Raw genomic sequence first — 21,294 nt, 5'->3', positions numbered from 1 at the left:
TACCTATGGACAGTCCCTATCGACATAGCTAAAGTCGGAGGCGGGTGCACCGTCGCACCCGCCGAAAGGACTCCCGATGGCGACTCGAATCACGCCCGCGAAGAACCGGGCAGCATCGCTGGAACTCATCCAGGATTTTTCCCTCGAAATGACGGGCAAGGACGTCCCCGCCCTGATCGAGGCCAAGGACCACATCCCTCCGGGCACCCGGATCAACGTCACCTTCCTCGGCAACGAGGACCTGGAGATGCGGGTGGCCGCCGCCAAGGCAGTCCGGGAGCTGGGGTTCGACCCGGTCCCCCACATCTCCGCCCGCCGGTTGAAATCCAGCGGGCAGCTGGAGGAATTCCTCGGGCGGCTCCAGGAGGTCGACGCCTCGGAGCACATCTTCGCCGTCGGCGGTGACCCGGCCACGCCCGAGGGCCCGTACGAGGACTCACTCTCGGTCATCCAAAGCGGGATCCTGCAGCGGTACGGGGTGCGCGACGTCGGCATCGGCGGCTACCCCGAGGGTCATCCGGACATTGCGAAGGACGTCCTCTGGGCAGCGCTGCAGGACAAAACGGCGGCCCTGGCCGAGCAGGACCTCGGCGCCGTCATCCTGACGCAGTTCGCGTTCGACACCGACCCGGTCGCCGACTGGATCGACGCGGTGCGGGCCAGCGGCATCAACTCCCCGATCCGCGTCGGAACGCCCGGACCGGCCGGCATCAAGCGGCTGCTGGGCTTCGCGCGCCGCTTCGGCGTCGGCGCCAATGCCATGATCGTGAAGAAGTACGGTTTCTCGCTCACCAACCTGATGGGCGACGCCGGTCCGGACCGGTTCGTCGACGACCTCGCGGCCGTCCTCGCCGACCACACCTCCGGAGCCCAGCCGCACATCGGCGGCCGGGTCGGGCTGCACTTCTACACCTTCGGCGGGCTGCTGGCGACGGCGGACTGGGTCCGCCGGTTCGTCGCCGAAGAGGGCTGAGGCGGCCGTGGCACTGCACAGCGGACTGCTGCGGGACCAGGCCTGCCTGATCGTCCACGGCCCCGACCAGCCCGGGATCGTCGCCGCCGTGGCCGCCCTGGTCACCCGCAACCAGGGGAACATCGTCTCGCTGGACCAGTACTCCTCCGACCCGGTGTCGGGCGACTTCTTCCAGCGGGTGGTGTTCAACCGGCCCGACCTGGCGGCCGCGATGCCGGCGATCGAGGCGGACCTGGAGAAGACCCTGGCCCCGCTCGGCCTCGCCTGGACGCTCACGGACCGCTCCGTTCCCAAACGGATGGCGATCCTCGCCTCGACCTCGGACCACTGCCTGCTCGAACTGCTTTGGCGGCACCGCCGGGGCGAGCTGCCCGTGACCATCCCGATGGTCATCTCGAACCACACGAACACCGCCGAGGACGTCCGCTCCTTCGGAGTGCCGTTCTTCCACGTCCCCTCCTCCGGGCCGGACAAGTCAGCCGCCGAGGCCGAGCTCCTGAAGCTGCTGGACGGCAACGTCGACTTCGTGGTGCTGGCCCGGTACATGCAGATCCTCTCCCCGGATTTCCTGGACCGGGTGGGCGTGCCGTTGATCAACATCCACCACTCCTTCCTCCCCGCCTTCATCGGCCCTGCCCCCTACCGCAAAGCCAGGGAGCGGGGCGTCAAGCTCATCGGGGCGACCTCGCACTACGTGACCAAGGACCTCGACGAGGGCCCGATCATCGAGCAGGACGTGGCCCGCGTGACGCATGCGCACTCCGCCGCCGACCTCCAGGCCCGCGGCGCCTACGTCGAACGTGCCGTGCTCTCCCGCGCCGTGCAGTGGCACGCCGAGGACCGCGTCATCCGGCACGGCAACCACACCATCGTTTTCTAAACCCCGGGCGCCGGGCACGCCCCGGCACCCGGCCCACCTGTCCGACAGCACCACCGAAACAGAACAAGAGGTTCACCGTGGCACCTAAGAATCTGCAGGAAGTCCTCGACGCGTCCCGCGGCGCCGTCGACCTGCTCCGCAACTCCCAGATCGGCTCGTACATCTACCCGGTCGTGCCGGCCGACTTCCAGAACTGGATCAAGGAACAGACCGCCTGGCGCCAGACCGCGGTGCTCTACGACCAGTCCCACCACATGGACAACCTGTTCCTCAAGGGCTCCGACGCGATCAAGCTGATCACCGCCACGGCGATCAACTCGACGGCGGTCTTCCCGGTCAACAAGGCCAAGCAGTACGTGCCCACCACCGAGTCCGGCCATGTGATCGGCGACGGCATCCTCTTCCGTGAGGCCGAGGACGAGTACGTCTACGTCGGCCGCGCCCCGGCCGCGAACTGGCTGCTCTACCACGGCGAAACCGGCGGCTACGGCAACCTGGACATCACCGTGGACCGGCGGTCGCCGTCGCGGCCCTACGGCAACCAGGTGACCCGGCAGTACTACCGCTTCCAGATCCAGGGCCCGAACGCCTGGCAGGTGATCGAGAAGCTCAACGGCGGCCCGCTGGAGCAGCTGAAGTTCTTCAATATGTCCACGATGACGATCGACGGCACCACCGTGCGCACCCTGCGGCACGGCATGGCCGGCGCACCCGGGCTCGAGATCTGGGGCCCCTACGCCGACCACGGCCGCATCCGCGACGCGATCGTCGAGGCCGGCGCCGAATTCGGCCTCGTGCCCGTCGGCTCGCGGGCCTACCCGTCCAACACGCTCGAATCCGGCTGGATCCCGTCCCCGCTGCCGGCCATCTACACCGGCGAAGCGGAGCGCGGCTACCGCGAGTGGCTGCCGGCGGACAGCTACGAGGCGACCGGCACCCTGGCCGGTTCCTTCGTCTCCGACCGGATCGAGGACTACTACCTCACCCCGTGGGAGCTCGGGTACGGTTCGTTCGTGAAGTTCGACCACGACTTCATCGGCCGGGACGCCCTCGAGCGGGTCGACCCCGCCGCGCAGCGCAAGAAGGTCACCCTGGCCTGGGATGCGGAGGACATCACCAGGATTTACGCCTCGCTCTTCAACGTCGAAGGACCCAGCTACAAGTTCTTCGACCTGCCCCTGGCCAACTACGGCTCAGCGAACTACGACTCGGTCGTGGACGCCGACGGTACCGTCGTCGGGTACTCGATGTTCACCGGCTACAGCGCCAACGAGCGGCGGGCTTTGTCGCTGGCCACGATCGACCCGAACGTTCCCGAGGGAACGGAACTCAAGGTCGTCTGGGGCGAACCGAACGGCGGAACCGCGAAGGCCGCCGTCGAACCGCACGAGCAGACCGAGGTGCGCGCCGTCGTCAGCCCCGTCCCCTACTCCACGGTCGCCCGCGCCAGCTACCAGGGCGGCTGGCGGACCAACTACCAGTCAGCCTAGGCTGGGATCTCCGGCGGGAGGGGGCGGCAACGCCCCCTCCCGCCTTCCTTCCGCTTGTTTCCGCCCCACAAGGAGTACCGCATGAGCCTTCGATACGCGCTGCTCGCCCTGCTGCGCGTGGGCCCGCTCTCCGGCTACGAGCTGCAGAAGCAGTTTTCCGCCTCGGTGGGGCACGTCTGGCACGCGCCGGACTCCCAGATCTACCCCGAACTGCGCAAGATGGAGGCGGAGCAGCTCATCGAGGGCGAGGAACAACCGCGGGGCCAGCGCGCCACCCGGCGCGTCTACCACGTCACCGACGCCGGGAACCGGGCCTTCCTCGCCTGGATGCAGACACCCCTGGACTACGCCCGGGTCCGCGACCCCGCCCACCTCCGGGCCGCCTACCTCGAAGCGGCCTCCCCCGCGGCGGCACGGGACTTCTTCCGCGGCCACATCGCCCAGTGGGAGGCCGAACTGGCCCAGTGGGAAGGCGAACTGCGGCGGATCGCCGACGTCGACAACCCGATGCTGGTGCGCCGGCTCGCGGCCACCGACCCCGAGGACCACGAACGCACCATCGCCTTCAAGCGCTTCACCTATGAGGGCCTGGTTGACCGGGCCCGGGTCGAAATTGAGTGGGCCCGCCGCGGGCTGAAGCTGGTCGACGGGCTGGAGGCCGCCGGCGGTAGCTGGTCGGCGCCGTCCCCCGACAACCCGGCAGCGGGCACCCCGGCGACCGCCTAGCCGGCCGCCGGGGCACCGGCACCGCCTAGCCGAAGTTCTCGGCCGTCGCGTACCCCTTGCCGTTGTACTTCTGCACGACCACCGAAGACACGGCCGGCTGGCCGTCCACCGTGGTGTCCACGGCCGTTCCGGAGAGCATCAGCGGGGCCTTGAGGTCCTTGATGTTTCGCAGGGCCGTCATGAAGCTGTCCCGGGTCGGTTCGGTCATGGACTTGAACGCCTGCTCCAGCGTGGCGCCCACCATGTAGCTCCACATGCAGTGCGGGAAGGCCGGCATGTCCGGGTAGTTGCCGTACTGCTTGAGTTCGGAGAGGAACTTCGTGACGTCCGGGTCCTTGGCGAACGCCGGGCTCTGCGGGGCCTTGGCGAAGGACACCGAGTAGATGCCCGGGTAGGCCGCCGCCCCGCCCGGCTCCAGGATCGCCGTCGGGCTCGAGGTGTTCGAGGGCAGGAACCAGCTGGGCTTCCAGCCGATCTGCTGCGCCTTCTGCAGCGCCGAGATGGTCAGCGGGGTGACGGACATGGCGTTGAAGAACACGTCGGCGCCGGAGGACGCCAGCTGGGTCAGCTGGGCGTCCACCGAGGTGTCGGTCGCCTCGTAGGTCTGCTCGCCGACCACCGAGATGTTCGAGGCGTCCTTGATCGCTTCCTTGAAGCCAGCCACGTAGCCCTTGCCGTAGTCATCGTTCTGCGACAGGATCGCGACCTTGTGCTGGCCCTTGGAGGCGGAGAGCAGCTTGCCGAACGCGGCACCCTCGTTCTGGTAGATCGGCACGAAGCCGAGCTGCCAGGGGCTCTGCTTTCGGTCGCTGAACAGCGGATCGCCGGTCATCACGAGCACCTGCGGGACCTTCTGGCTGATCGCCGCTTCCCGGAAGGCCCGGTTGGTGGGCGTACCGAGCCCGGCCGTGGCGGCGAAGACGTTGTCCGAGACCATCTGCTGGAAGTTGGCCAGCGACTTCTGCGGGTCGTACGCGTCGTCGTAGGACTTGATCGTGACCGTGCGGGTCTTGCCGTCGCCGAACTTCACCCCGCCCGCCGCGTTGACCGCCCCAAAGTAGGCCGACACCCCGGCAACCGTGCACTTTCCCGGTCCGGCGGTCGCGCCGCTAAGCGGGGTGGTGATGCCGAGGGTGATCGCCGAGTCGGTGATGCCCGGGGAGGAGCCCGAGCCGCCGCCCTGGCCGGCGCCGTCGCGGGTGCAGCCGGAGAGGGACAACGCGACGATCGATGTCATCGCGACGATGCCTAGGACACCGCCTGGCCTTTTGCTGATCTTCATGGTCGGTCTTGCCTCTCTTTGTTATCGGGTCCCTCCAGCGCGGCCTCCGGAACGGGATGAGGCGCAGGAGCGGTCTTCGGGGGATTCCCGGACGTGGGGCGGCCGCTCCGGCGCCGGCCGAGCCGGCGGAGCGCCCGCGGCAGGCTGACAAGCCCGCCGGGCAGCAGGAACAGCACCGCCAGCAGGATCGCGCCCTGGCTGAGCGTGGTGAGGTTCGGGTCGATCGCGTTCGTGATCTGAGGAACGAAGATGTAATAGGCGCCGCCGAGCAGTGAGCCCGCGATGCTGCCGGCACCGCCGATCACCATCGCGGCGAGCAGGCTGATCGAGTGCCCGAAGCTGAGGGTCTCCGGCGAGGTGTACTGCACGGCCGCGAGGTACAGGAAGCCGCTCGCCCCGCCGAAGATCGAGGCGATCGTGAAGGCGAGCACCTTGGTCCGGTAGGGCGAGATCCCCATCGAGGCGGCCACTGCCTCGTTTTCCTTGACGACGGCGAACGCGCGCCCGTATTTGCCGCGCACCAGGCTCCTGGCCAGCAGGAACGCGGCGGCGGTGACCACCAGGACAATGTAGAACTGCCACTGGTCGTTATAGAGACCGGACCATTCCGGGGCGTCGGAGAAGCGGGCCGAGATGCCCTGGGAGCCGCCGGTGAATTCATCGAGGCGCTTGGCCAGGGGCACCCCGACGATCGGCAGGGCGATGGTCACCATCGCGATGGCGAGGCCGCCGAGCCGGGCGGCGGCCAGGGCGACGAGCAGGCCCACGACGCCGGCACTGACGCAGGCGGCAATGAACACCACGACGATGTTCCAGCCTTGGTTGACCCCGTAGGCCGTGACGTAGGCGCCGAGGCCGACGAAGAAGATCTGTCCGAGGTTGACCTGGCCGGTGTAGCCCATGACGATGTTCAGCCCCAGGACGGCGACCGCGTAAACGCCGATGCGCACCAGGGTCTGGTTCGCGAACGCCGGGAGCAGCAGCGGGGCGGCCAGCAGGACCACGGCCGCCAGGACGGCCAGCGCGATCCGGACGGACCGGCGGCCCAGCGCGGAGGACACGGTTCCCATCAGACCCTCACCACGACCTTTCTGCCGAAGAGGCCCTGCGGGCGCAGGATGAGGATGACGAAGATCAGGACGAAGGGCACCGCGATCTTCAGGTCGTGGCCGATGAGCGGCACGTACACGGCGACCAGGTTCTCCAGCACCCCGATCGCCGAGGCAGCGACGACGCAGCCGATCGGGCTGCTCAGGCCGCCGAGGATGACGGCGGCGAGGGCGTAGACCAGGGCCGTGTCGAGCATGCCTGGCGTCAGGGTCAGCTGCGGGGCCACGAGGACGCCGGCGATCGCCCCGAGGGTGGCGGCCAGTCCCCAGCCGACCATCAGCAGCCGGCCCACCGGCAGTCCGGAGAACGCGGCCGACCCCGGGTTGTCCGCCACCGCGCGGAGCGCCAGCCCGAGTTTGGTGCGAAGGAACAGCAGCTGCAGGACCACCATGATCAGGACGATGGTCACCGTGGTGGCCAGCGAGCGGACGCTGACCACCGCGCCGAGGATTTCCACGCTGGTCAGCGGGAACAGCGACGGGAACCCGAGGTTGTTGTATCCCCACAGCAGGGCCGAAATGCCGGTGACAAGGGTCAGCAGGCCGATCGTGACCACGACGGCGGTGTCCGGGTCGCCGCGTTCGAACCTGCGGACCAGGAACCGCTCCGCCAGCGCGCCGAGGAGGAAGGAGGCCACCACGGCGACCAGGATGGCCAGCGGCAGCGGCACGCCCAGCCCAAGGAAGGCGTAGGCGATGTAGGCCGAGAGCACCGCCATGCCGCCCTGCGCGAAGTTGATCAGCCCGGTGGCCTGGTTCACGAGCACGATGGCGAGGGCCAGAGCCGCGTAGATGGAGCCGGTCGAGAGCCCGTCGACCACGAGCTGGATAAAGGTGCCCATGGTCAACCCCCCAGGTAGGCGCGGCGGATCTCGTCCATGCCCTTGAGTTCGGCCGAGGTTCCGGTCAGCACGTTCCGGCCCGTCTCCAGCACGGTGGCAGTGTCTACCAGCGAGAAGGCGAGGTTGGCGTTCTGCTCCACGACCAGCATGGCGATGCCGGATTCGCGCCGCAGCCGGCGGATGGCGTCATAGACCGTCTTGGCGGTGCTGGGCGCGAGCCCCAGCGACGCTTCGTCGAGCAGCAGCAGTTTCGGCTTGGCCATGAAGGCCCGTCCGACGGCGAGCATCTGCTGTTCCCCGCCGGACAGCGCCGCGGCCCGGGAACCGACCCGGTCCCGCAGCTGCGGGAACAGCTCGAGGCAGTAGTCGACGTCGTCAGCGATCGCCTTCCTGCCCTTGCGCAGGTACGCGCCCACCATGAGGTTTTCCCGCACGCTGAGCTGGCCGAGGGTCCCGCGTCCCTCCGGGACGTGGGCGATGCCGAGGGCTGCCACCTGGTCGGGGCGCAGGCCGCGGATGTCGCGGCCCTCGAAGGTGATCCGGCCGCCGGTGCGCACCGTTCCGCTGATGGCCCGCAGCGTGGTGGTCTTCCCCGCCCCGTTCGCGCCAAGGATGCCGACCGAGCCGCCTTCGGGCACGCTGAGCGAGACGCCGTCGATCACCTGGACGGGGCCGTAGGACGCGGTCACGTCGACGAGTTCAAGCAGCGTCATCCGCGGCGTCCTTCCCGATGTAGGCCTCGATCACGCGCGGGTCGGCCTGTGCCTCGGCCGCGGTGCCCGCCATCAGTTTGCGGCCATGGTCGAGGACGACCACCTGGTCGGTCAGCGCCGAGATGAGCCCCATGTGGTGCTCGACGATGATGATCGTGATGTCCTGCTCGGCCCGGATCCGCCTGACGGTCGCGATCAGCTGTTCGACCTCGCCGTGGGACAGCCCGGCTGCGGGCTCGTCGAGCAGCAGCAGCGACGGTTTGGACAGCAGCGCCCGCCACAGCTCCACGCCCTTGTGCAGTCCGTGCGAGAGTTCATCGGCCGGCAGGTCCGCCGCCCAGCCGAGGCCTGCCCGCTTCAGCAGTTCCAGCGCTTCGGCCCGGACCGCGCGCTCGGCCCTGGCCGTGAACGGCAGCCGCAGCGCCCAGGACACCGGGCCGCCGGGCAGGCGGATGTGCCCGCCCAGGAGCACGTTCTGCAGGACGGTGGCATTCAGCTGCAGGGCGGGGTGCTGGAAGGTGCGGGCCAGTCCAAGGCGGGCCAGCCGGGACGGCGCGCTGCCCAGCACCTCCGTGCCGTTGATCGTGATCGACCCGGAGCTGGGCCTGTAGTGTCCGCTGATGCAGTTGAAGAGCGAGGTTTTGCCGGCGCCGTTGGGGCCGACCAGGCCGAAGATGGCCCCCGGTTCCACGTCGAAGCTCACGTCCTGCAGCACCTTGACCCCGCCGAAGTGCAGGTTGACGTCCTTCAGGCTGAGGCTCGCGGCCACCGGAGTACCTTCCTGTCGCATCATTGCTAGGAATCCGTGCGGCCGTGCTGGCCGCCCGAGACCGACGGTACGGATCGCTGACGAAATTGTCAACGATTTTGGGGTGGGTGGGTCCGGCCCTCAGGCGGCGCGGTAGCCGCCCCGCGCATACTCGGTGAAAGGCGCCGGCGCCACGGTCGCCCGGATCTCCACCTGGCCGTGCCGCTCCACCTGGCCCTTTCGTGAGTTCGGCTCTTCGCCCCAGAGCACCACGACCTCGGCTCCGGTGTCGGCGCAGTCAAGGTCGATGGTGGCCAGCGAGAGGAACGCCTGCTCATTGGCGAGGTATCCGACGTCGAACGAGACGCCGACGGTGCGGCCGTCCACGAGGACGCGGTCGGTCTGGAAGAGGGCGTAGCGGGATTTCGGCAGCTCAATGTATTTGGCCGGAAGCCCGCCGCCCAGTATGGAGCCAAGCACCCGGGTCACGTCCTCGTTGTTCCACACCAGGGTGACCTTGGTGCGGCGCTGGTTTTCGGCATGGCGTTGCAGCGCCTCTTTGCCGAGGAACTCGTGGTCGAAGGAAACCGAGCGGCCGAGCCCTAGATCGTAGGGCGTGACGTAGTAGTCGGCGATGTCCGCCGAGTAGAAGCTGCCGCCAAAGGATCCGGCCTTCGATAGGTCCAGCCATTCGCGGTAGGCCGCCAGCTCGGGCTGGAAGATGGCCGGCGGAGGGGACGGCACCCAGCCTGAACCGAGGTTCGCGGACGAATAGCCTTTCGCCCCGACTTGGGTGATGCCGAATTCCGCACCGTCCGCCAGCAGTTTCGCGTGCACCGCCGCCGCGTCGGCCCAAGGGCCCCAGAGCTCGAAACCCGGCTGGCCGGCCATGCCGTGACGCAGCACGCCCACTGTGCGGCCCTCGATCTCCACCTCTCCCATGTGGAAGAACTTCAGCTCCGGCGCCGGCGCTCCCGTCACCTTCTCGATGACGGCCAGGGCATTGGGTCCCTGGAGTTCATACCGGAAGAGCCTGGGGTCGCCGGTGCGGATCAGCGAGTGGTCGTCGCGTTCAAGGCTGACATCCCACCCGCCGGAGGCGATGTTGTATTCGACCCAGTCGCTGAGCATGGGCAGCGCAACGAGGTCGAACGAGTTCTCACCAAGGTGGAACAGGATGCCGTCGCCAATGACGTAACCGTCATGGTTGACCGCGACCAGTTGCTTGGCCCGGCCCACCTGGTAGGCGGCGGCGGAGTTCGTGCCGATCCAGGTGAAGAACCTGGTCGCGTCGGGACCGCTGACAAAGAGGTCCGCCATGTGGTGCGACTGGTCCAGCAGGGCGCAGGAGTCGCGCCAGGCGGCTTGCTCGCTCCGCCAGTTGGTGAACTCGGGGGTCACCGGGAAGGTGAACGGCCGGGACTTGGCGTTGCGCAGCACTTCGACGGCGCTGCCCATCTCGTCGATGGCGGATTGAAGACTCTGCCCGGTCATGGCTCCCCCTTGATGCTGCGGTGCGGTCAACCGCCCGCGACGGACTGGATAATCAGGATTTCCTGGCCCGGTGCGACCTCCGTCGCCAGGCCGTGCAGCCGCCGGATTTCCTGGCCGCCGACGTAGATGTTCACGAACCGCCGCACGGCGCCGGTTTCGTCCCGCAGCCGCCGTGACAGGGCCGGATAGTTACCGGCCACGAAGTCCAGGAGCCACTGCACGGTCACGGACGCGTCCGCAGGGGCGGTCAGCAGTGACTTCCCGTCCGCCAGCGGCACCAGGACACTGGGCAGCACCACGCTGATCTCCGGCACGGCGGGAGCCTAGGCGGGGACCGTGGCGGCGGCGGCCTGCTGTTCCCCGGCGGCGGGGGCGCCGGTGACCACCGCGGCCCGGACGCACAGGACGTCCGGCAGGTGCGAGGCCACCTCGTTGAAGTGGTCGCCCTCGTCGGCGCTGGCGTACACGCTGCCGCCGCGGGTTCCGAAGTAGACGCCGGACGGGTCGGCGGTATCCACGCACGCCGCATCGCGCAGCACCGAATTGAATTCGGCCGCCGGGAGGCCCTCATCCAGCCGCGTCCAGCTCGCCCCGGCGTCTTCGGTCCGGTGCACGGCGAGTTTTCCGCCCGGCGGGATCCGCTCGCCGTCGGCCTTCAGCGGGATGACCCAGGCCGTGCCGGCGCGGCGGGGGTGGGTGAGCATGACGAACCCAAAGTCGGCCGGCAGCCCTTCGGCGATCGATTCCCAGCTCTCGGCATTGTCATCGCTGCGGTACACGCCGTGGTGGTTCTGCGCGTAGAGGCGCCCGTCGACGGCGGCGTCCGCCGCGATCTTGTGCACGCACTGGCCGAACTCGGGATAAGGATCGGGGTTGAAGTAGGCGGAGATCCCCTTGTTCCGCGGCTCCCAGCTCGTCCCGCCGTCGAGCGAGCGGTAGACGCCGCCGGTGCTCATGGCGACATGCACGTTGGCCCCGTCGGGATTGACGACGATCGAGTGCGCGGCGGCCCCGCCGTACCCGGCACCCCATTCGCCGCGGTGGGGATGGTCCCACAGCCCGCGGTTGAGTTCGAAGTGCTCGCCGCCGTCGGTGGATTTCCAGACCGAGATGGGCTCGCAGCCGGCCCAGACCACGCCGGGGCGGGAGGCGGCGTCGGGGTAGATCTGCCAGACCCGCTCCAGCGCCGCGTCCGTGTCCGCCGGGAAACGGATTGCCCCGTTCTCCGGCTCGTTCCAGGTGTCCCCGAGGTCGTCGGAGTGGAAGACGGTGGGTCCCCAGTGTTCCGAGCGGACGCCGACCAGGATCCGGGTGCGTCCGTCGCGGGTGTCGATTCCGATGCTGGGGATTTCGCTCATCAGGAAATGCGGGCCGGACAGGGACCAGTTCCTGCGGTCCGGGCTCGTAGCCAGCCAGAGTCCTTTTTTGGTGCCGATCGCCAGAAGATAACTGTCTGCGGTTGCCATGCCCTACATGCAACCACCGCGGCCCTGCGGCTGCAATGCTTTTTTCCGGTTAGTCGACGAATTCGGACTGCGTCTGGATAAAATCCCAGTCCGCGGCGCTGAGCACCCCGGTGGTCCGGTCCGGGTGGGGGCCGCCGGCTTCCGCGATGCCCTGCAGCACCGGCAGCGGCAGTTCCTCGGCGCGCAGGTTCTCCCGCAGCCACTCCTTGCTGGCCAGATCCAGGTCCAGCCACCACATGTAGATTTCCATCGGCCCGCCTCCCTGCCGCACGGTCCCGGCGTTGCGGTCACCGTCCTGCCCGGCGCCCCGCGCCGTCCCCGGGTGCTTCAACCGTAGGCCCGCCGGCCGGGGATGTTCAAGGCTCGCCGCAGGGGCGGCGCCACCCGGGGATGAATACCCTAGCCGGGGCCGGCGCCGCGGGCCGATCATGGGGCATGCCTGCCGCCCCATCCGGTCCCGCGCCGCTGGTTGCGGGCCTTCTGCCCGGCCAGACTCCTGCCCTGCTCGAAACCGCGGCCGCCCTGGCCGGCAGGCTCGGCGTGCCGCTGGTTTGCGCCTACGTGGACGAAGCCAGCTTCCTCGTCGAATGGGATCCGGCGCGGTCCGCCCACCGACTGTCCCTCCACCCCGAAGCGGACAGCGCCCAGATCCGGGCCGTCAGCGAGGAACTCAGCTCCGCCGTCGCCGCCGTCTGTGACAGCCTCGGGGTCGAATGGAGCCTGCGGACGCTGGCCGGTGATCCCGCCCGGGCGCTGGGCCGATTGGCGGCCGAGACCGGCGCGGCCATGATCGTCGTCGGCACGCCCGAACCGGGGTTCGGTCACCGGGTCTCGGCGGCACTCAATGGCTCCGTGGCCGCCTGGCTCAGCCGCCATCAGGACCGGCCCGTGCTGATCGTCCCGGCCCGGGGCGCGCACGGCGCGGAGGGCTCGGGAAAATAAGGCGAAAGTAGTTATTCGCGGTGCTGGCGCACCCCGCCGGCGCCCCGTAAGGTTGAGTCCGTAGGCGGGAAACCCCCTACCCCAAAGCTGCTCCGGAGTGCGTATCCCCCAATAACGCACTCCGGAGCTCTTTTGTTTTCCGGGCCGGCCTTGCTGCTGGTAACCGTCAGCGATACCCCCGGAGGGTACTTGCGCGATACCCCTAGGGGGTATATGTTGGCTGCATGAACGAGCCCGACGCATCCCCAGCGGCCGAAGTGCCGCAACCGCCGCACGGCTACACCGCCAATAAAGACGCCTACCTCAAGCGGCTCAAACGGATCGAAGGCCAGGTCCGGGGCATCGCCCGCATGGTCGACGAGGACAAGTACTGCATCGACATCCTGACCCAGGTCGCTGCCGTCACCAAGGCTTTGCACGCCGTCAGCCTGGGGCTGGTGGAGGAGCACATCGGCCACTGCGTGGTGGGGGCGGCCGCGGAACCGGATCCGGAACTGCGGGCCGGGACCATCGAATTCAAGGTCAAAGAGGCCACCGATGCCATCGGGCGCCTGCTGCGGTAGCGACACCGCCACCTCCCGTTTTTCACAGCTGGCCAGCCAGCATCCCAACCCAACAAGGAGCAATCAATGAGCAGCGTTTCCACCACCATCGAAGTTTCCGGCATGACCTGCGGTCACTGCGTGTCCTCGGTGTCCGAGGAACTGGAGGCACTGGCCGGCGTCGAGAGCGTCGACGTCGACCTCAACGCGGGCGGCGTCTCCACCGTCACCATCACCTCGGAGAAGGCCCTGTCCCCCGCCGAAATCGGCGAAGCCGTCGCCGAGGCCGGCTACCTCGTCGTGGCCAACGAGGCCTGAGCCGGACGCCGCCGGAGCAGGCGGAGCTCCGGCCACGACGGCGCCGGAGCAGGATCAGAACAGCACGACGACAGCACTACCAGGACAGAGGGAGCATTCCGTGAGCAATACTCAACTGCTGGGCCAGCCCGGAAGCCGGGTGATTGAACTCGACATCGAGGGCATGACCTGCGCGTCCTGCGTCGGCCGGGTGGAACGCAAGCTCGGGAAGCTCGACGGGGTGCAGGCCGTGGTGAACCTCCCGCTGGAGTCGGCCCGCGTCACCGTTCCGGCCGACGTCACGGACGAACAGATCACGGCCACCGTCAACGCCGCCGGCTACAAGGCGACGGTCAGGCAGGCCCAGGCGTCCGCGGGCTCCGGCGAACGCGACGGCGGGGCCGGAACCGGCCCGCTGAAGCGGCGGCTGCAGGTGGCGGCCGCGCTCACCGTCCCGGTCTTTGTGCTCTCGATGCTCCCGGCCGCCCAGTTCCCGCACTGGGGCTGGGTGGCCGCCGCCCTGGCCCTGCCGGTGGTCAGCTGGGCGGCGTGGCCCTTCCACCGCGCGGCGCTGGTCAACGCCCGGCACCTGTCCTCCACGATGGACACCCTGGTGTCCATCGGCGTGACCGCCGCGTACGTTTTTTCGGCCTGGCAACTGCTGGCCGACCCCCGCCTGACCGAACATCCCGGCATGGAGGGAATGGGCGGCGGCGGCCTGTACTTTGAGGTGGCCGCCGTCGTCACCACCTTTCTGCTGCTCGGCCGGCACCTGGAGGCGAACGCCAAACAGAAGGCCGGCAACGCCCTCAAGGCGCTGCTGGAGCTTGGCGCCAAGGAAGCGACCGTGTTGCGCGACGGCGACGAATACCAGGTGCCCGCCGAACGGCTCCGGGCCGGGGACATCCTCGTCGTCCGCCCCGGCGAGAAGATCGCCACCGACGGCGTCGTGATCGAAGGGTCCTCGGCGGTCGACGCCTCCCTGGTCACCGGCGAGTCGGTTCCGGTGGAGGTCGGCCCGGACAGCCAGGTCACCGGTGCCACCATCAACACCTCGGGGCGGATCCTGGTCCGCGCCACCCGCGTCGGCGCCGACACCACCCTCGCCCAGATGGGCCGGCTGGTTTCCCAGGCGCAATCCGGAAAGGCCCCGATCGCCCGGCTGGCCGACCGCATCAGCGCGGTCTTCGTCCCGGTGGTCCTCGCGATTGCCGCGCTTACCTTCGGGGGCTGGCTGCTTGCCGCCGGGCCCGGGATCAGCGACGCCGAACTGCGCGCCGCGTTCACCGCCGCCGTCGCGGTGCTCGTCATCGCCTGCCCGTGCGCCCTGGGCCTCGCGACCCCGGTCGGCCTGCTCACCGGCACCGGCCGCGGCGCCCAGCTGGGCATCCTGATCAAGGGCCCGCAGGTGCTCGAGGACACCCGCACCGTGGACACGATCGTGCTGGACAAAACCGGCACCGTCACCACCGGCCACCTGGCGGTCGCCGGCACCCGGGCGTTCGCGCCGTTCGGCGAGGCGCAGGTCCTGCAGCTCGCCGGGGCGGCGGAGACGGCCTCCGAGCACCCCATCGCGCGGGCCATCGCCGCTGCGGCGCTGGAAGCAGCGGGCGGCCGGACCGCAGGCGTCCGGCTGCCCGCCGTCACGGACTTCGACTCGGCCCCCGGCGGCGGCGTCCTCGGCACCGTCGAGGGACACCGGGTCCTGGTCGGCCGGGCCGGCTGGCTGCAGGACAACGGCATCACGCTCTCCGGCCCGGAACAGGCCGCCCTCGCCGACGCCGAGGCCTCCGGCGCCACCGCCATCTGGGTTGCCGTGGACGGCAGCCCGGCCGGCATCGTCAGCCTGCGCGACTCGCTGAAGCCCGGGTCCGCCGCGGCTGTCTCCCGGCTCCGCGAACTGGGTCTTCGGCCCGTCCTGCTGACCGGGGACAACACGTCAGTGGCCCGCGAGGTGGCCGCCGCGGTCGGCATCCCGGCCGACGATGTCTTCGCCGGGGTCCTTCCGGAGGGCAAGGTCGACACGGTTCGGAGGCTGCAGGAAAGCGGCGCCACGGTGGCCATGGCCGGCGACGGCGTCAACGACGCCGCGGCCCTGGCCCAGGCGGACCTCGGCATCGCCATGGGCTCCGGCACCGACGTCGCCATCGAAGCGGCCGACCTGACCGTGATGGGCAACGACCTGGGACAGGTGGCCCTGGCCATCGGGCTCTCCCGCCAGACCCTCGCGACGATCAAGACGAACCTCTTCTGGGCGTTCTTCTACAACGCGGTCGGCATTCCGGTGGCGGCCCTGGGCCTGCTCAACCCGATGGTTGCCGGCGCCGCCATGGCGGCCAGTTCGGTGCTGGTGGTCGCCAACTCGCTGCGGCTGCGGAACTTCGGGAAGTAGCCACCGGACGGGGCGGCCGCGGGATGGGGAGGGGTGCCCATCGACAGTGGTTCGCGCGGTCGGGTAGGTTCGAGGCATTGGATCTTCCGGAACAGCCGGGGGCCGCTGGGGATGCCGACGGGGTCGGGTCCGGTGAACTAAGGAGACTTTTCGAATGGCTATTTGGGGTGCAGATGTTGATCAGCTCAAGGTTCTGGGCACGAAGCTGCAGGCCGGTGCGCAGGAGCGGTGAACTAAGGAGACTTTTCGAATGGCTATTTGGGGTGCAGATGTTGATCAGCTCAAGGTTCTGGGCACGAAGCTGCAGGCCGGTGCGCAGGAGATCGATAACCAGCGGTCGATCCTGACCAAGGTTCTGGCCGGGACGCAGTGGCTGGGTCCGGATGCCGATAAGTTCCGTAACGAGTGGAACGGCGAGCACGTCGCGAACTTGTCGCGTATTTCGCAGGCGCTGCAGCAGGCCAGCCAGCAGGCCAACCGCAACGCCAGCGACCAGGAAGGCGCCTCCACCCGCTAGGGGCGGGCTGCTTTTCCCGACGATGGTCTTCGATGGCCCGGACGCCCCGCGTCCGGGCCATCGGCGTCCCCGGACCGCGGACGCCGGGGCAGCAGCACTGCCGGTCTGCCCGGGTTAGGGGACGGGTTCGACGTCGTTGGCGTGGTCCAGTTCGGCCGCGGGCGGCGCAGGGATCCGCAGCTCGTCCCAGCGCACCAGCACCACACCGCCGACAATCAGCAGCCCGCCGAGGAGCTGGACCGGGCCGGGGAGTTCGGCCAGCAGCAGCCAGGCCCAGATGACGGCGAACAGGACCTCGGTCAGTGAGACGAAGGACGCGACCTTGGACCCCAGGGCCCGCGCGGCCACGATCCCCGACACGTAGGCCAGCACGGTCGCGAGGAGGACCAGTCCGGCGAGCGGGACCCACCACGGCGTGATCCACGGGCCGAGCCTGGTCTCCGCCGTGCCGGCGGCCATGGGCAGCAGGCCCGTGGCCGCTGCCAGCCACATCACCGCCGCGCCCACCATCAACCCGCCCGACGCCAGCACGATCGGCGGCAGAGTGTCGTTCTCTTTGGCCGTGATGAAGAAGTAGACCGCCAGGCATACGGCGGCGGCAACGCCCCAAAGCACGCCGATGACGTCGATCTTGACCGCCCCGGTCAGGTCCAGCACCAGGACCAGGCCCGCGAGGGACAGCAGCGTTCCGGCGATCGTCAGGGGCCGGGGCTTCCGCCGGCTGGCCACCCATAGCCAGAGGACGATCATCACGGGGGCGAGGTATTCAAGCAGAAGGGCGACGCCGACCGACAGGCGGGCGACGGCGTTGAAGTAGAACAACTGGCAGGCGGCGACGCCGATCAGGCCGAAGAGCAGGACCGTAAGCCAGTTGTCGCGTAGCTGGTGCCACCGGCCCCGCAGCGCGACGGCGGCCGGCACGGCCAGGACCAGGGCGGCGCCGCTGAGCCGGGCGGTGACCGCGGCTCCGGGGGTCCAGCCGGTCTCCAGCAGCGCCTTCGCGAAGGAGCCGGACAGTCCGAACACCGCCGAGGAGAACAGCGCCACCCCAAGGCCCGAGGCCAGGAAACCCGCAGCGGCCGTTCCGGGGGCCGGGGCAGGAGTCCGGGTAGCCGGTGCGGGGTGGGTGGCCGGAGCCACGGCGGGGCGGCGTGCGGCAGACACGGGCTCCTCCTGTCAGGAGTAAAGTAGGGTGTTGCTCATGACAGTACGCGCGGTCGACGTAAGGAGTCAAGATGGTCTTTGCCCCTGACACGGAAGTTGCGCTGCGGTCAGTGGTCAACCTCGTCAATACCGGCGCCAACGGCGCGGAGCAGCTCGCCACGGCGGCTGATCTGGACCGCTTCCTGGCCGCTGAGGGCTTCAGTGGCTCACGGACCGGCGACGACGCCGAGTTGGCCAGCGTCCGCCGGCTCCGTACGGTGCTCGCCGCGCTGTGGTCGGCCAACGAGACGGGCGCCGTCGACGCCGCCAACCGGCTGCTGCGCGAGGCACAGGCATTGCCGCAGCTGGTCCGGCACGACGGCTGGGACTGGCACCTGCACGCCACGGCTCCCGAGGCGCCGCTGGCGGACCGGATGGGCACGGAGGCGGCGATGGCCATCCTGGATGTCATCCGCAGCAAGGAAATGGACCGGATGCGCGTCTGCGCGGCGGACGACTGCGACGCCGTCCTTTTGGATCTGAGCCGTAACCGCTCGAAGCGTTACTGCGACACCGGAAACTGCGCCAACCGCGCCCATGTTGCCGCGTACCGCGCCCGGAAGGCCGCGTCCTAGCAGGCGGGACGACGCCGATGGCGGGCGGCCAGCGGAAGCCGTTGCCGAGGCACGGACCAGGGTGCTAGCGGGGGTCGGTGCCTGTGTCGCTGCCGCTGCCCGGGGCGTCGGTGCCGCTCCGCTGGGCGGGCTGTCCCCCGTGGCCCGCGGCGGGCCGCTTGGAGCTGAGGTTGATGCCGGAGCCCTTGCCGAGGTGTTCGGCGTTGTCCTTGTAGCTCATCGACAGCATGGCCGCGATCACGAGGGTGACAATGAAGGCGATGCCGGCACCGGTGAAGGCCAGGTCGAAGCGCGGGGCTTTGGCGCTGCCGCCGGAGGCGAAGATCAGCACGGCAACGAAGGCCAGCACGGCCCAGAATGCAGAGAACACGAGCGGTCCCTTGACCGAGGTCCGCAGGCCGCGGCGGCCTCCTGATTTCTGCTCTGCCAAGGTGCTTTCCTCCTGCCGCCACCGCCGGTAGGCGTGGCAGTCTGATCCCGCGGTTGTTCTACGCGGGGTAGAACCTGTCCCTACTAGTTTACGGCCTCGTCGGAAACGCCCCGCGCATCGTGCCGCAGGGTCAGCCCGGCCAGGGTCCACAGGACACCGCTGATGATCGCCCCTCCGCCGGCCACGCCGAGCAGGGCGTGCGGACCGAGGTCAATGAAGAAGGGCAGGGCGGCGGCGGTACCAAGACCGATTACGCCGGAGGCGATCCAATCCCGGGCAAGGACCGAACGGCGGCGCACGGCCAGCCCGACCAGGAGCTCCGCGGCCCCGGCCAGCCCGAGGCCCAGCGCGCCGATGACGGCGAAGACCAGGCTGTCGGCAAGCAGGGCGACCGCCGCACCTGCCCCGGCCAGGAGGGCGCCCGCGGCGGCCAGGGCCTTGGCGGCGCGGCCTCCGTGCGGCAATCCGGTCTTTTTGACCGTCCACACCAGCACCAGCCCGGTGGCCAGCAGATACAGTCCGCCGGACCAGCCCATCCCCGCGACCGGGGGCGCGGCCCAGAACACCGTGACGGCGCCGAACACGAGCGCGGCGGGGGCCCGCACCAGGACAGGCTTCCACACGTCCGTGGCGGCGGGCAGGTCGGTCGGGGCCGGGGCAGCAGCGGGGAGAGTCACCCGTCCAGTTTAGGGGGTGCCGGATCCGCCCCCCGGCCGGGCCGCCCCGGGTCAGTGGGCGCCGAGCCGCATCCAGCGGTCGGTGCGTGCCCGCAGCCCCAGCGTGAGGGCGCGAGCCAGCATGTAGCCCAGCGAAAAGGCCGCCCACAACCAGGCCAGCGCCGCTCCGCCGTCGGCCCCCGAGCGCCCGACAAGCAGCAGCAGGGGCAGGTAGGCGGCCAGGTTCACGACGCCGGCGATCGCGAGGTAGCGCGCGTCACCGGCGCCGATCAGCACGCCGTCGAGGACGAAGACGTAACCGGCGACCGGCTGGCCGGCCGCGAGCACCCACAGGGCGAGGGTCAACGCGGCCCGGACCCCGGGGTCGGAGGTGAACAGCAGTCCGGCCCACGGCGCGGCGGCTGCCAGCAGGGCGCCGGTCAGGACGCCGAACCCCAGTCCCCAGCGGACCATGGTGCCGGTGAGCTCCCGTGCCGCCGCGGGGTGGGAGGCCCCCAGTTCCTTGCCGATGAGCGCCTGCGCTGCGATGGCCAGGGCGTCCAGGGCGAAGGCCAGGAACGTGAAGATGGTCATCGCCAGCTGGTGCGCGGCCAGGTTGACCGGCCCCTGCGCGGTGGCCACGAGGACGGTGGCCAGGATCGCGATCCGCAGGCTGAGAGTGCGCAGCATCAGCCAGGATCCGACCCGCGCCAGCGCACGGACGCCGCGCCAGTCCGGAAGCACGTTGACACCGTGGCGGCGGGCATTGCGCTGCACCATCACGACGTACACCAGGGCCATTGCCCACTGCGCGATGCTGGTGCCCAGCGCCGAGCCGGTGACGGACAGGTCCAGCCCGTAGACCAGGAACACGTTCAGGGCGATATTGAGGGCGAAACCGGCGGTGGCGACGGCGAGCGGGGTCCGGGTGTCCTGCAGGCCGCGCAGCACCCCGGTGCCGGCGAAGATCAGCAGCATCGCCACCAGCCCCGGCATCGACCAGCGCAGATAATCCACGGCGAAGGTCCGGACCTCGCCCCGGGCGCCCATCAGGTTCAGGAGCGGTTCGGCGGCGACGAGTCCCGCCGCGGCCAGGGCAAGTCCCAGCAGCAGGGCGAGCCAGACGCCGTCGCGGCCGGCGGCAAGGGCCCTGGGCAGCTGGCCGTTGCCTACCGCGCGGGCCACGGCCGGGGTCGTGGAGTAGGCCAGGAAGACCATGAGACCCACCGCCGTGTGCAGCACCGCCGAAGCCAGTCCGACACCGGCCAGCTGCGCCACTCCGAGGTGTCCGACAATCGCCGAGTCGGCGAGCAGGAACAGCGGCTCGGCGATCAGCGCCCCGAAGGCGGGAACGGCAAGGCGCAGAATATCGCGCCGCCGGTTTGCCGGCGCTGTCACTGCTGCTGGGATCGGGGCGGGAGTCGGCACGGAACCACCCTAGCCGCGTCACACCATTTCCCATTAGTTGACAGTTCAACTAACGTTCGGCGAGGATAAAGTTGTAACTTCAAGTAAGCGTCCGCCGAATGCCGGCGGCGCCCCTCCCCACCCCAGAACGGTATTGCCATGAACCAGCCCGCACTCACCACCACGGCGCGCACCATCCTGCGCCTTGTCACCGGCTTCCTCTTCGCCGCCCACGGCTGGCAGAAGTTCAGCGAGTTCACCATCCCGGGCACACAGGCCGCGTTTGCGCAGATGGGCGTGCCGGCCGCCGACGTCGTCGCCCCGGTGGTGGCCAGCCTGGAGCTGGTCGGCGGCATCGCGCTGATCCTCGGCGTGCTCACCCGCGTCTTCGCCCTGCTTCTCGCGGTGGACATGCTGGGCGCGCTGTTCCTCGTCCATGCCCCGGCAGGCATATTCGTCGCCGCGGGGGGCTACGAACTGGTCCTGATCCTCGCCGCCGCGGCGGCGGCCGTGGCGCTCGTCGGAGCGGGCAAGGCCTCCGTGGACGGCGCCCTGTTCGGCCGCGCCGGCTCCAGGCTGGCCGTCCTCGCCTAGGAGCGGTTTCGACAGC

Annotated in this window: 24 protein-coding genes; 11 read left to right on the top strand and 13 right to left on the bottom strand. The window is 69.6% G+C overall.

What is annotated here, in order from left to right; translation table 11 throughout:
• Positions 1–76 precede the first annotated feature (76 nt).
• From ASG71_RS02920 to ASG71_RS02905, 4 genes are all read left to right on the top strand, one after another.
• A complete protein-coding gene (locus ASG71_RS02920; protein ID WP_056736883.1) occupies positions 77–973 on the top strand; it encodes a methylenetetrahydrofolate reductase in 897 nt (298 codons plus the stop codon).
• A 7-nt stretch (positions 974–980) separates the two neighbouring features.
• Positions 981–1,853 (top strand): formyltetrahydrofolate deformylase, encoded by an 873-nt coding sequence (purU, locus tag ASG71_RS02915; protein WP_056736882.1) that lies wholly within the window; start codon positions 981–983, stop codon positions 1,851–1,853.
• Positions 1,854–1,930: 77 nt separating this feature from the next.
• Positions 1,931–3,343, top strand: coding sequence for a vanillate/3-O-methylgallate O-demethylase (gene ligM / locus ASG71_RS02910; RefSeq protein WP_056736880.1), 1,413 nt, complete (start codon positions 1,931–1,933; stop codon positions 3,341–3,343).
• A gap of 81 nt (positions 3,344–3,424) precedes the next feature.
• Positions 3,425–4,069, top strand: coding sequence for a PadR family transcriptional regulator (locus ASG71_RS02905; protein WP_056736878.1), 645 nt, complete (start codon positions 3,425–3,427; stop codon positions 4,067–4,069).
• A 25-nt stretch (positions 4,070–4,094) separates the two neighbouring features.
• Here ASG71_RS02905 and ASG71_RS02900 read toward each other — a convergent pair whose 3' ends face one another.
• The 9 genes from ASG71_RS02900 to ASG71_RS02860 form a co-directional block, all read right to left on the bottom strand.
• Positions 4,095–5,351: an ABC transporter substrate-binding protein gene (locus ASG71_RS02900; RefSeq protein ID WP_056736876.1), complete on the bottom strand. Its 1,257-nt coding sequence runs from the start codon at positions 5,349–5,351 to the stop codon at positions 4,095–4,097.
• Positions 5,348–6,421, bottom strand: a complete 1,074-nt coding sequence (locus ASG71_RS02895; RefSeq protein WP_082574772.1) for a branched-chain amino acid ABC transporter permease — start codon at positions 6,419–6,421, stop codon at positions 5,348–5,350. The genes ASG71_RS02900 and ASG71_RS02895 overlap by 4 nt, the downstream gene beginning before the upstream one ends.
• Entirely contained in the window at positions 6,421–7,302 is an 882-nt protein-coding gene (locus ASG71_RS02890) for a branched-chain amino acid ABC transporter permease (RefSeq protein WP_056736874.1), read from the bottom strand. The genes ASG71_RS02895 and ASG71_RS02890 overlap by 1 nt, the downstream gene beginning before the upstream one ends.
• 2 nt (positions 7,303–7,304) lie before the next feature.
• Entirely contained in the window at positions 7,305–8,015 is a 711-nt protein-coding gene (locus ASG71_RS02885; protein WP_056736871.1) for an ABC transporter ATP-binding protein, read from the bottom strand.
• Positions 8,002–8,808 (bottom strand): ABC transporter ATP-binding protein, encoded by an 807-nt coding sequence (locus ASG71_RS02880; RefSeq protein WP_056736870.1) that lies wholly within the window; start codon positions 8,806–8,808, stop codon positions 8,002–8,004. Before ASG71_RS02880 ends, ASG71_RS02885 begins: the two co-directional genes overlap by 14 nt.
• 96 nt (positions 8,809–8,904) lie before the next feature.
• Positions 8,905–10,257 (bottom strand): aminomethyltransferase family protein, encoded by a 1,353-nt coding sequence (locus tag ASG71_RS02875; RefSeq protein ID WP_056736868.1) that lies wholly within the window; start codon positions 10,255–10,257, stop codon positions 8,905–8,907.
• Between the two features lie 26 nt (positions 10,258–10,283).
• Entirely contained in the window at positions 10,284–10,571 is a 288-nt protein-coding gene (locus tag ASG71_RS02870; RefSeq protein ID WP_056736866.1) for a MoaD/ThiS family protein, read from the bottom strand.
• A gap of 9 nt (positions 10,572–10,580) precedes the next feature.
• The gene (locus ASG71_RS02865; protein ID WP_056736864.1) at positions 10,581–11,723 is read right to left on the bottom strand and encodes a WD40/YVTN/BNR-like repeat-containing protein; all 1,143 of its coding nucleotides are present in this window, start codon (positions 11,721–11,723) and stop codon (positions 10,581–10,583) included.
• Positions 11,724–11,772: 49 nt separating this feature from the next.
• Complete coding sequence (locus tag ASG71_RS02860) at positions 11,773–11,973, bottom strand: hypothetical protein (RefSeq protein WP_056737242.1); 201 nt, start codon at positions 11,971–11,973, stop codon at positions 11,773–11,775.
• A gap of 185 nt (positions 11,974–12,158) precedes the next feature.
• On the opposite strand from ASG71_RS02860, the gene ASG71_RS02855 reads away from it, so the two are divergent.
• The 5 genes from ASG71_RS02855 (at position 12,159) to ASG71_RS02835 (ending at position 16,413) form a co-directional block, all read left to right on the top strand.
• Positions 12,159–12,665 carry a universal stress protein gene (locus ASG71_RS02855; RefSeq protein ID WP_056736862.1) on the top strand — a complete coding sequence of 169 codons (507 nt, stop codon included), beginning with the start codon at positions 12,159–12,161 and terminating at the stop codon, positions 12,663–12,665.
• 224 nt (positions 12,666–12,889) lie between these two features.
• Positions 12,890–13,228 (top strand): metal-sensitive transcriptional regulator, encoded by a 339-nt coding sequence (locus ASG71_RS02850; protein ID WP_056736860.1) that lies wholly within the window; start codon positions 12,890–12,892, stop codon positions 13,226–13,228.
• Positions 13,229–13,294: 66 nt separating this feature from the next.
• Positions 13,295–13,525, top strand: a complete 231-nt coding sequence (locus ASG71_RS02845; RefSeq protein ID WP_056736857.1) for a heavy-metal-associated domain-containing protein — start codon at positions 13,295–13,297, stop codon at positions 13,523–13,525.
• 100 nt (positions 13,526–13,625) lie between these two features.
• Complete coding sequence (locus tag ASG71_RS02840) at positions 13,626–15,896, top strand: heavy metal translocating P-type ATPase (RefSeq protein WP_056736855.1); 2,271 nt, start codon at positions 13,626–13,628, stop codon at positions 15,894–15,896.
• Between the two features lie 250 nt (positions 15,897–16,146).
• Positions 16,147–16,413, top strand: coding sequence for a hypothetical protein (locus ASG71_RS02835; protein ID WP_056736854.1), 267 nt, complete (start codon positions 16,147–16,149; stop codon positions 16,411–16,413).
• A gap of 114 nt (positions 16,414–16,527) precedes the next feature.
• Here the strand turns inward: ASG71_RS02835 and ASG71_RS02830 are convergent, their stop codons facing one another.
• A complete protein-coding gene (locus ASG71_RS02830) occupies positions 16,528–17,478 on the bottom strand; it encodes an EamA family transporter (protein WP_056737240.1) in 951 nt (316 codons plus the stop codon).
• A 170-nt stretch (positions 17,479–17,648) separates the two neighbouring features.
• On the opposite strand from ASG71_RS02830, the gene ASG71_RS02825 reads away from it, so the two are divergent.
• Positions 17,649–18,191, top strand: coding sequence for a CGNR zinc finger domain-containing protein (locus tag ASG71_RS02825; RefSeq protein WP_056736851.1), 543 nt, complete (start codon positions 17,649–17,651; stop codon positions 18,189–18,191).
• A 64-nt stretch (positions 18,192–18,255) separates the two neighbouring features.
• Here the strand turns inward: ASG71_RS02825 and ASG71_RS02820 are convergent, their stop codons facing one another.
• The 3 genes from ASG71_RS02820 to ASG71_RS02810 all read right to left on the bottom strand — a co-directional run bounded on the left by ASG71_RS02820 (position 18,256) and on the right by ASG71_RS02810 (position 20,705).
• On the bottom strand, positions 18,256–18,621 hold the full coding sequence (locus ASG71_RS02820) for a hypothetical protein (protein WP_056736849.1): 366 nt from the start codon (positions 18,619–18,621) through the stop codon (positions 18,256–18,258).
• An 83-nt stretch (positions 18,622–18,704) separates the two neighbouring features.
• Positions 18,705–19,298, bottom strand: a complete 594-nt coding sequence (locus ASG71_RS02815; protein WP_056736847.1) for a hypothetical protein — start codon at positions 19,296–19,298, stop codon at positions 18,705–18,707.
• 51 nt (positions 19,299–19,349) lie between these two features.
• On the bottom strand, positions 19,350–20,705 hold the full coding sequence (locus ASG71_RS02810; RefSeq protein WP_235563906.1) for an MATE family efflux transporter: 1,356 nt from the start codon (positions 20,703–20,705) through the stop codon (positions 19,350–19,352).
• 138 nt (positions 20,706–20,843) lie between these two features.
• Here ASG71_RS02810 and ASG71_RS02805 point away from each other — a divergent pair, with 138 nt between their 5' ends.
• Positions 20,844–21,278, top strand: a complete 435-nt coding sequence (locus ASG71_RS02805; RefSeq protein WP_056736845.1) for a DoxX family protein — start codon at positions 20,844–20,846, stop codon at positions 21,276–21,278.
• The last annotated feature ends 16 nt before the right edge of the window (positions 21,279–21,294 follow it).

The organism is Arthrobacter sp. Soil763 (assembly GCF_001428365.1).
Lineage (GTDB): Bacteria > Actinomycetota > Actinomycetes > Actinomycetales > Micrococcaceae > Arthrobacter.
Note: the sequence above shows the minus strand (reverse complement) of the source record. Positions and strands in the feature narration are given on the sequence as shown.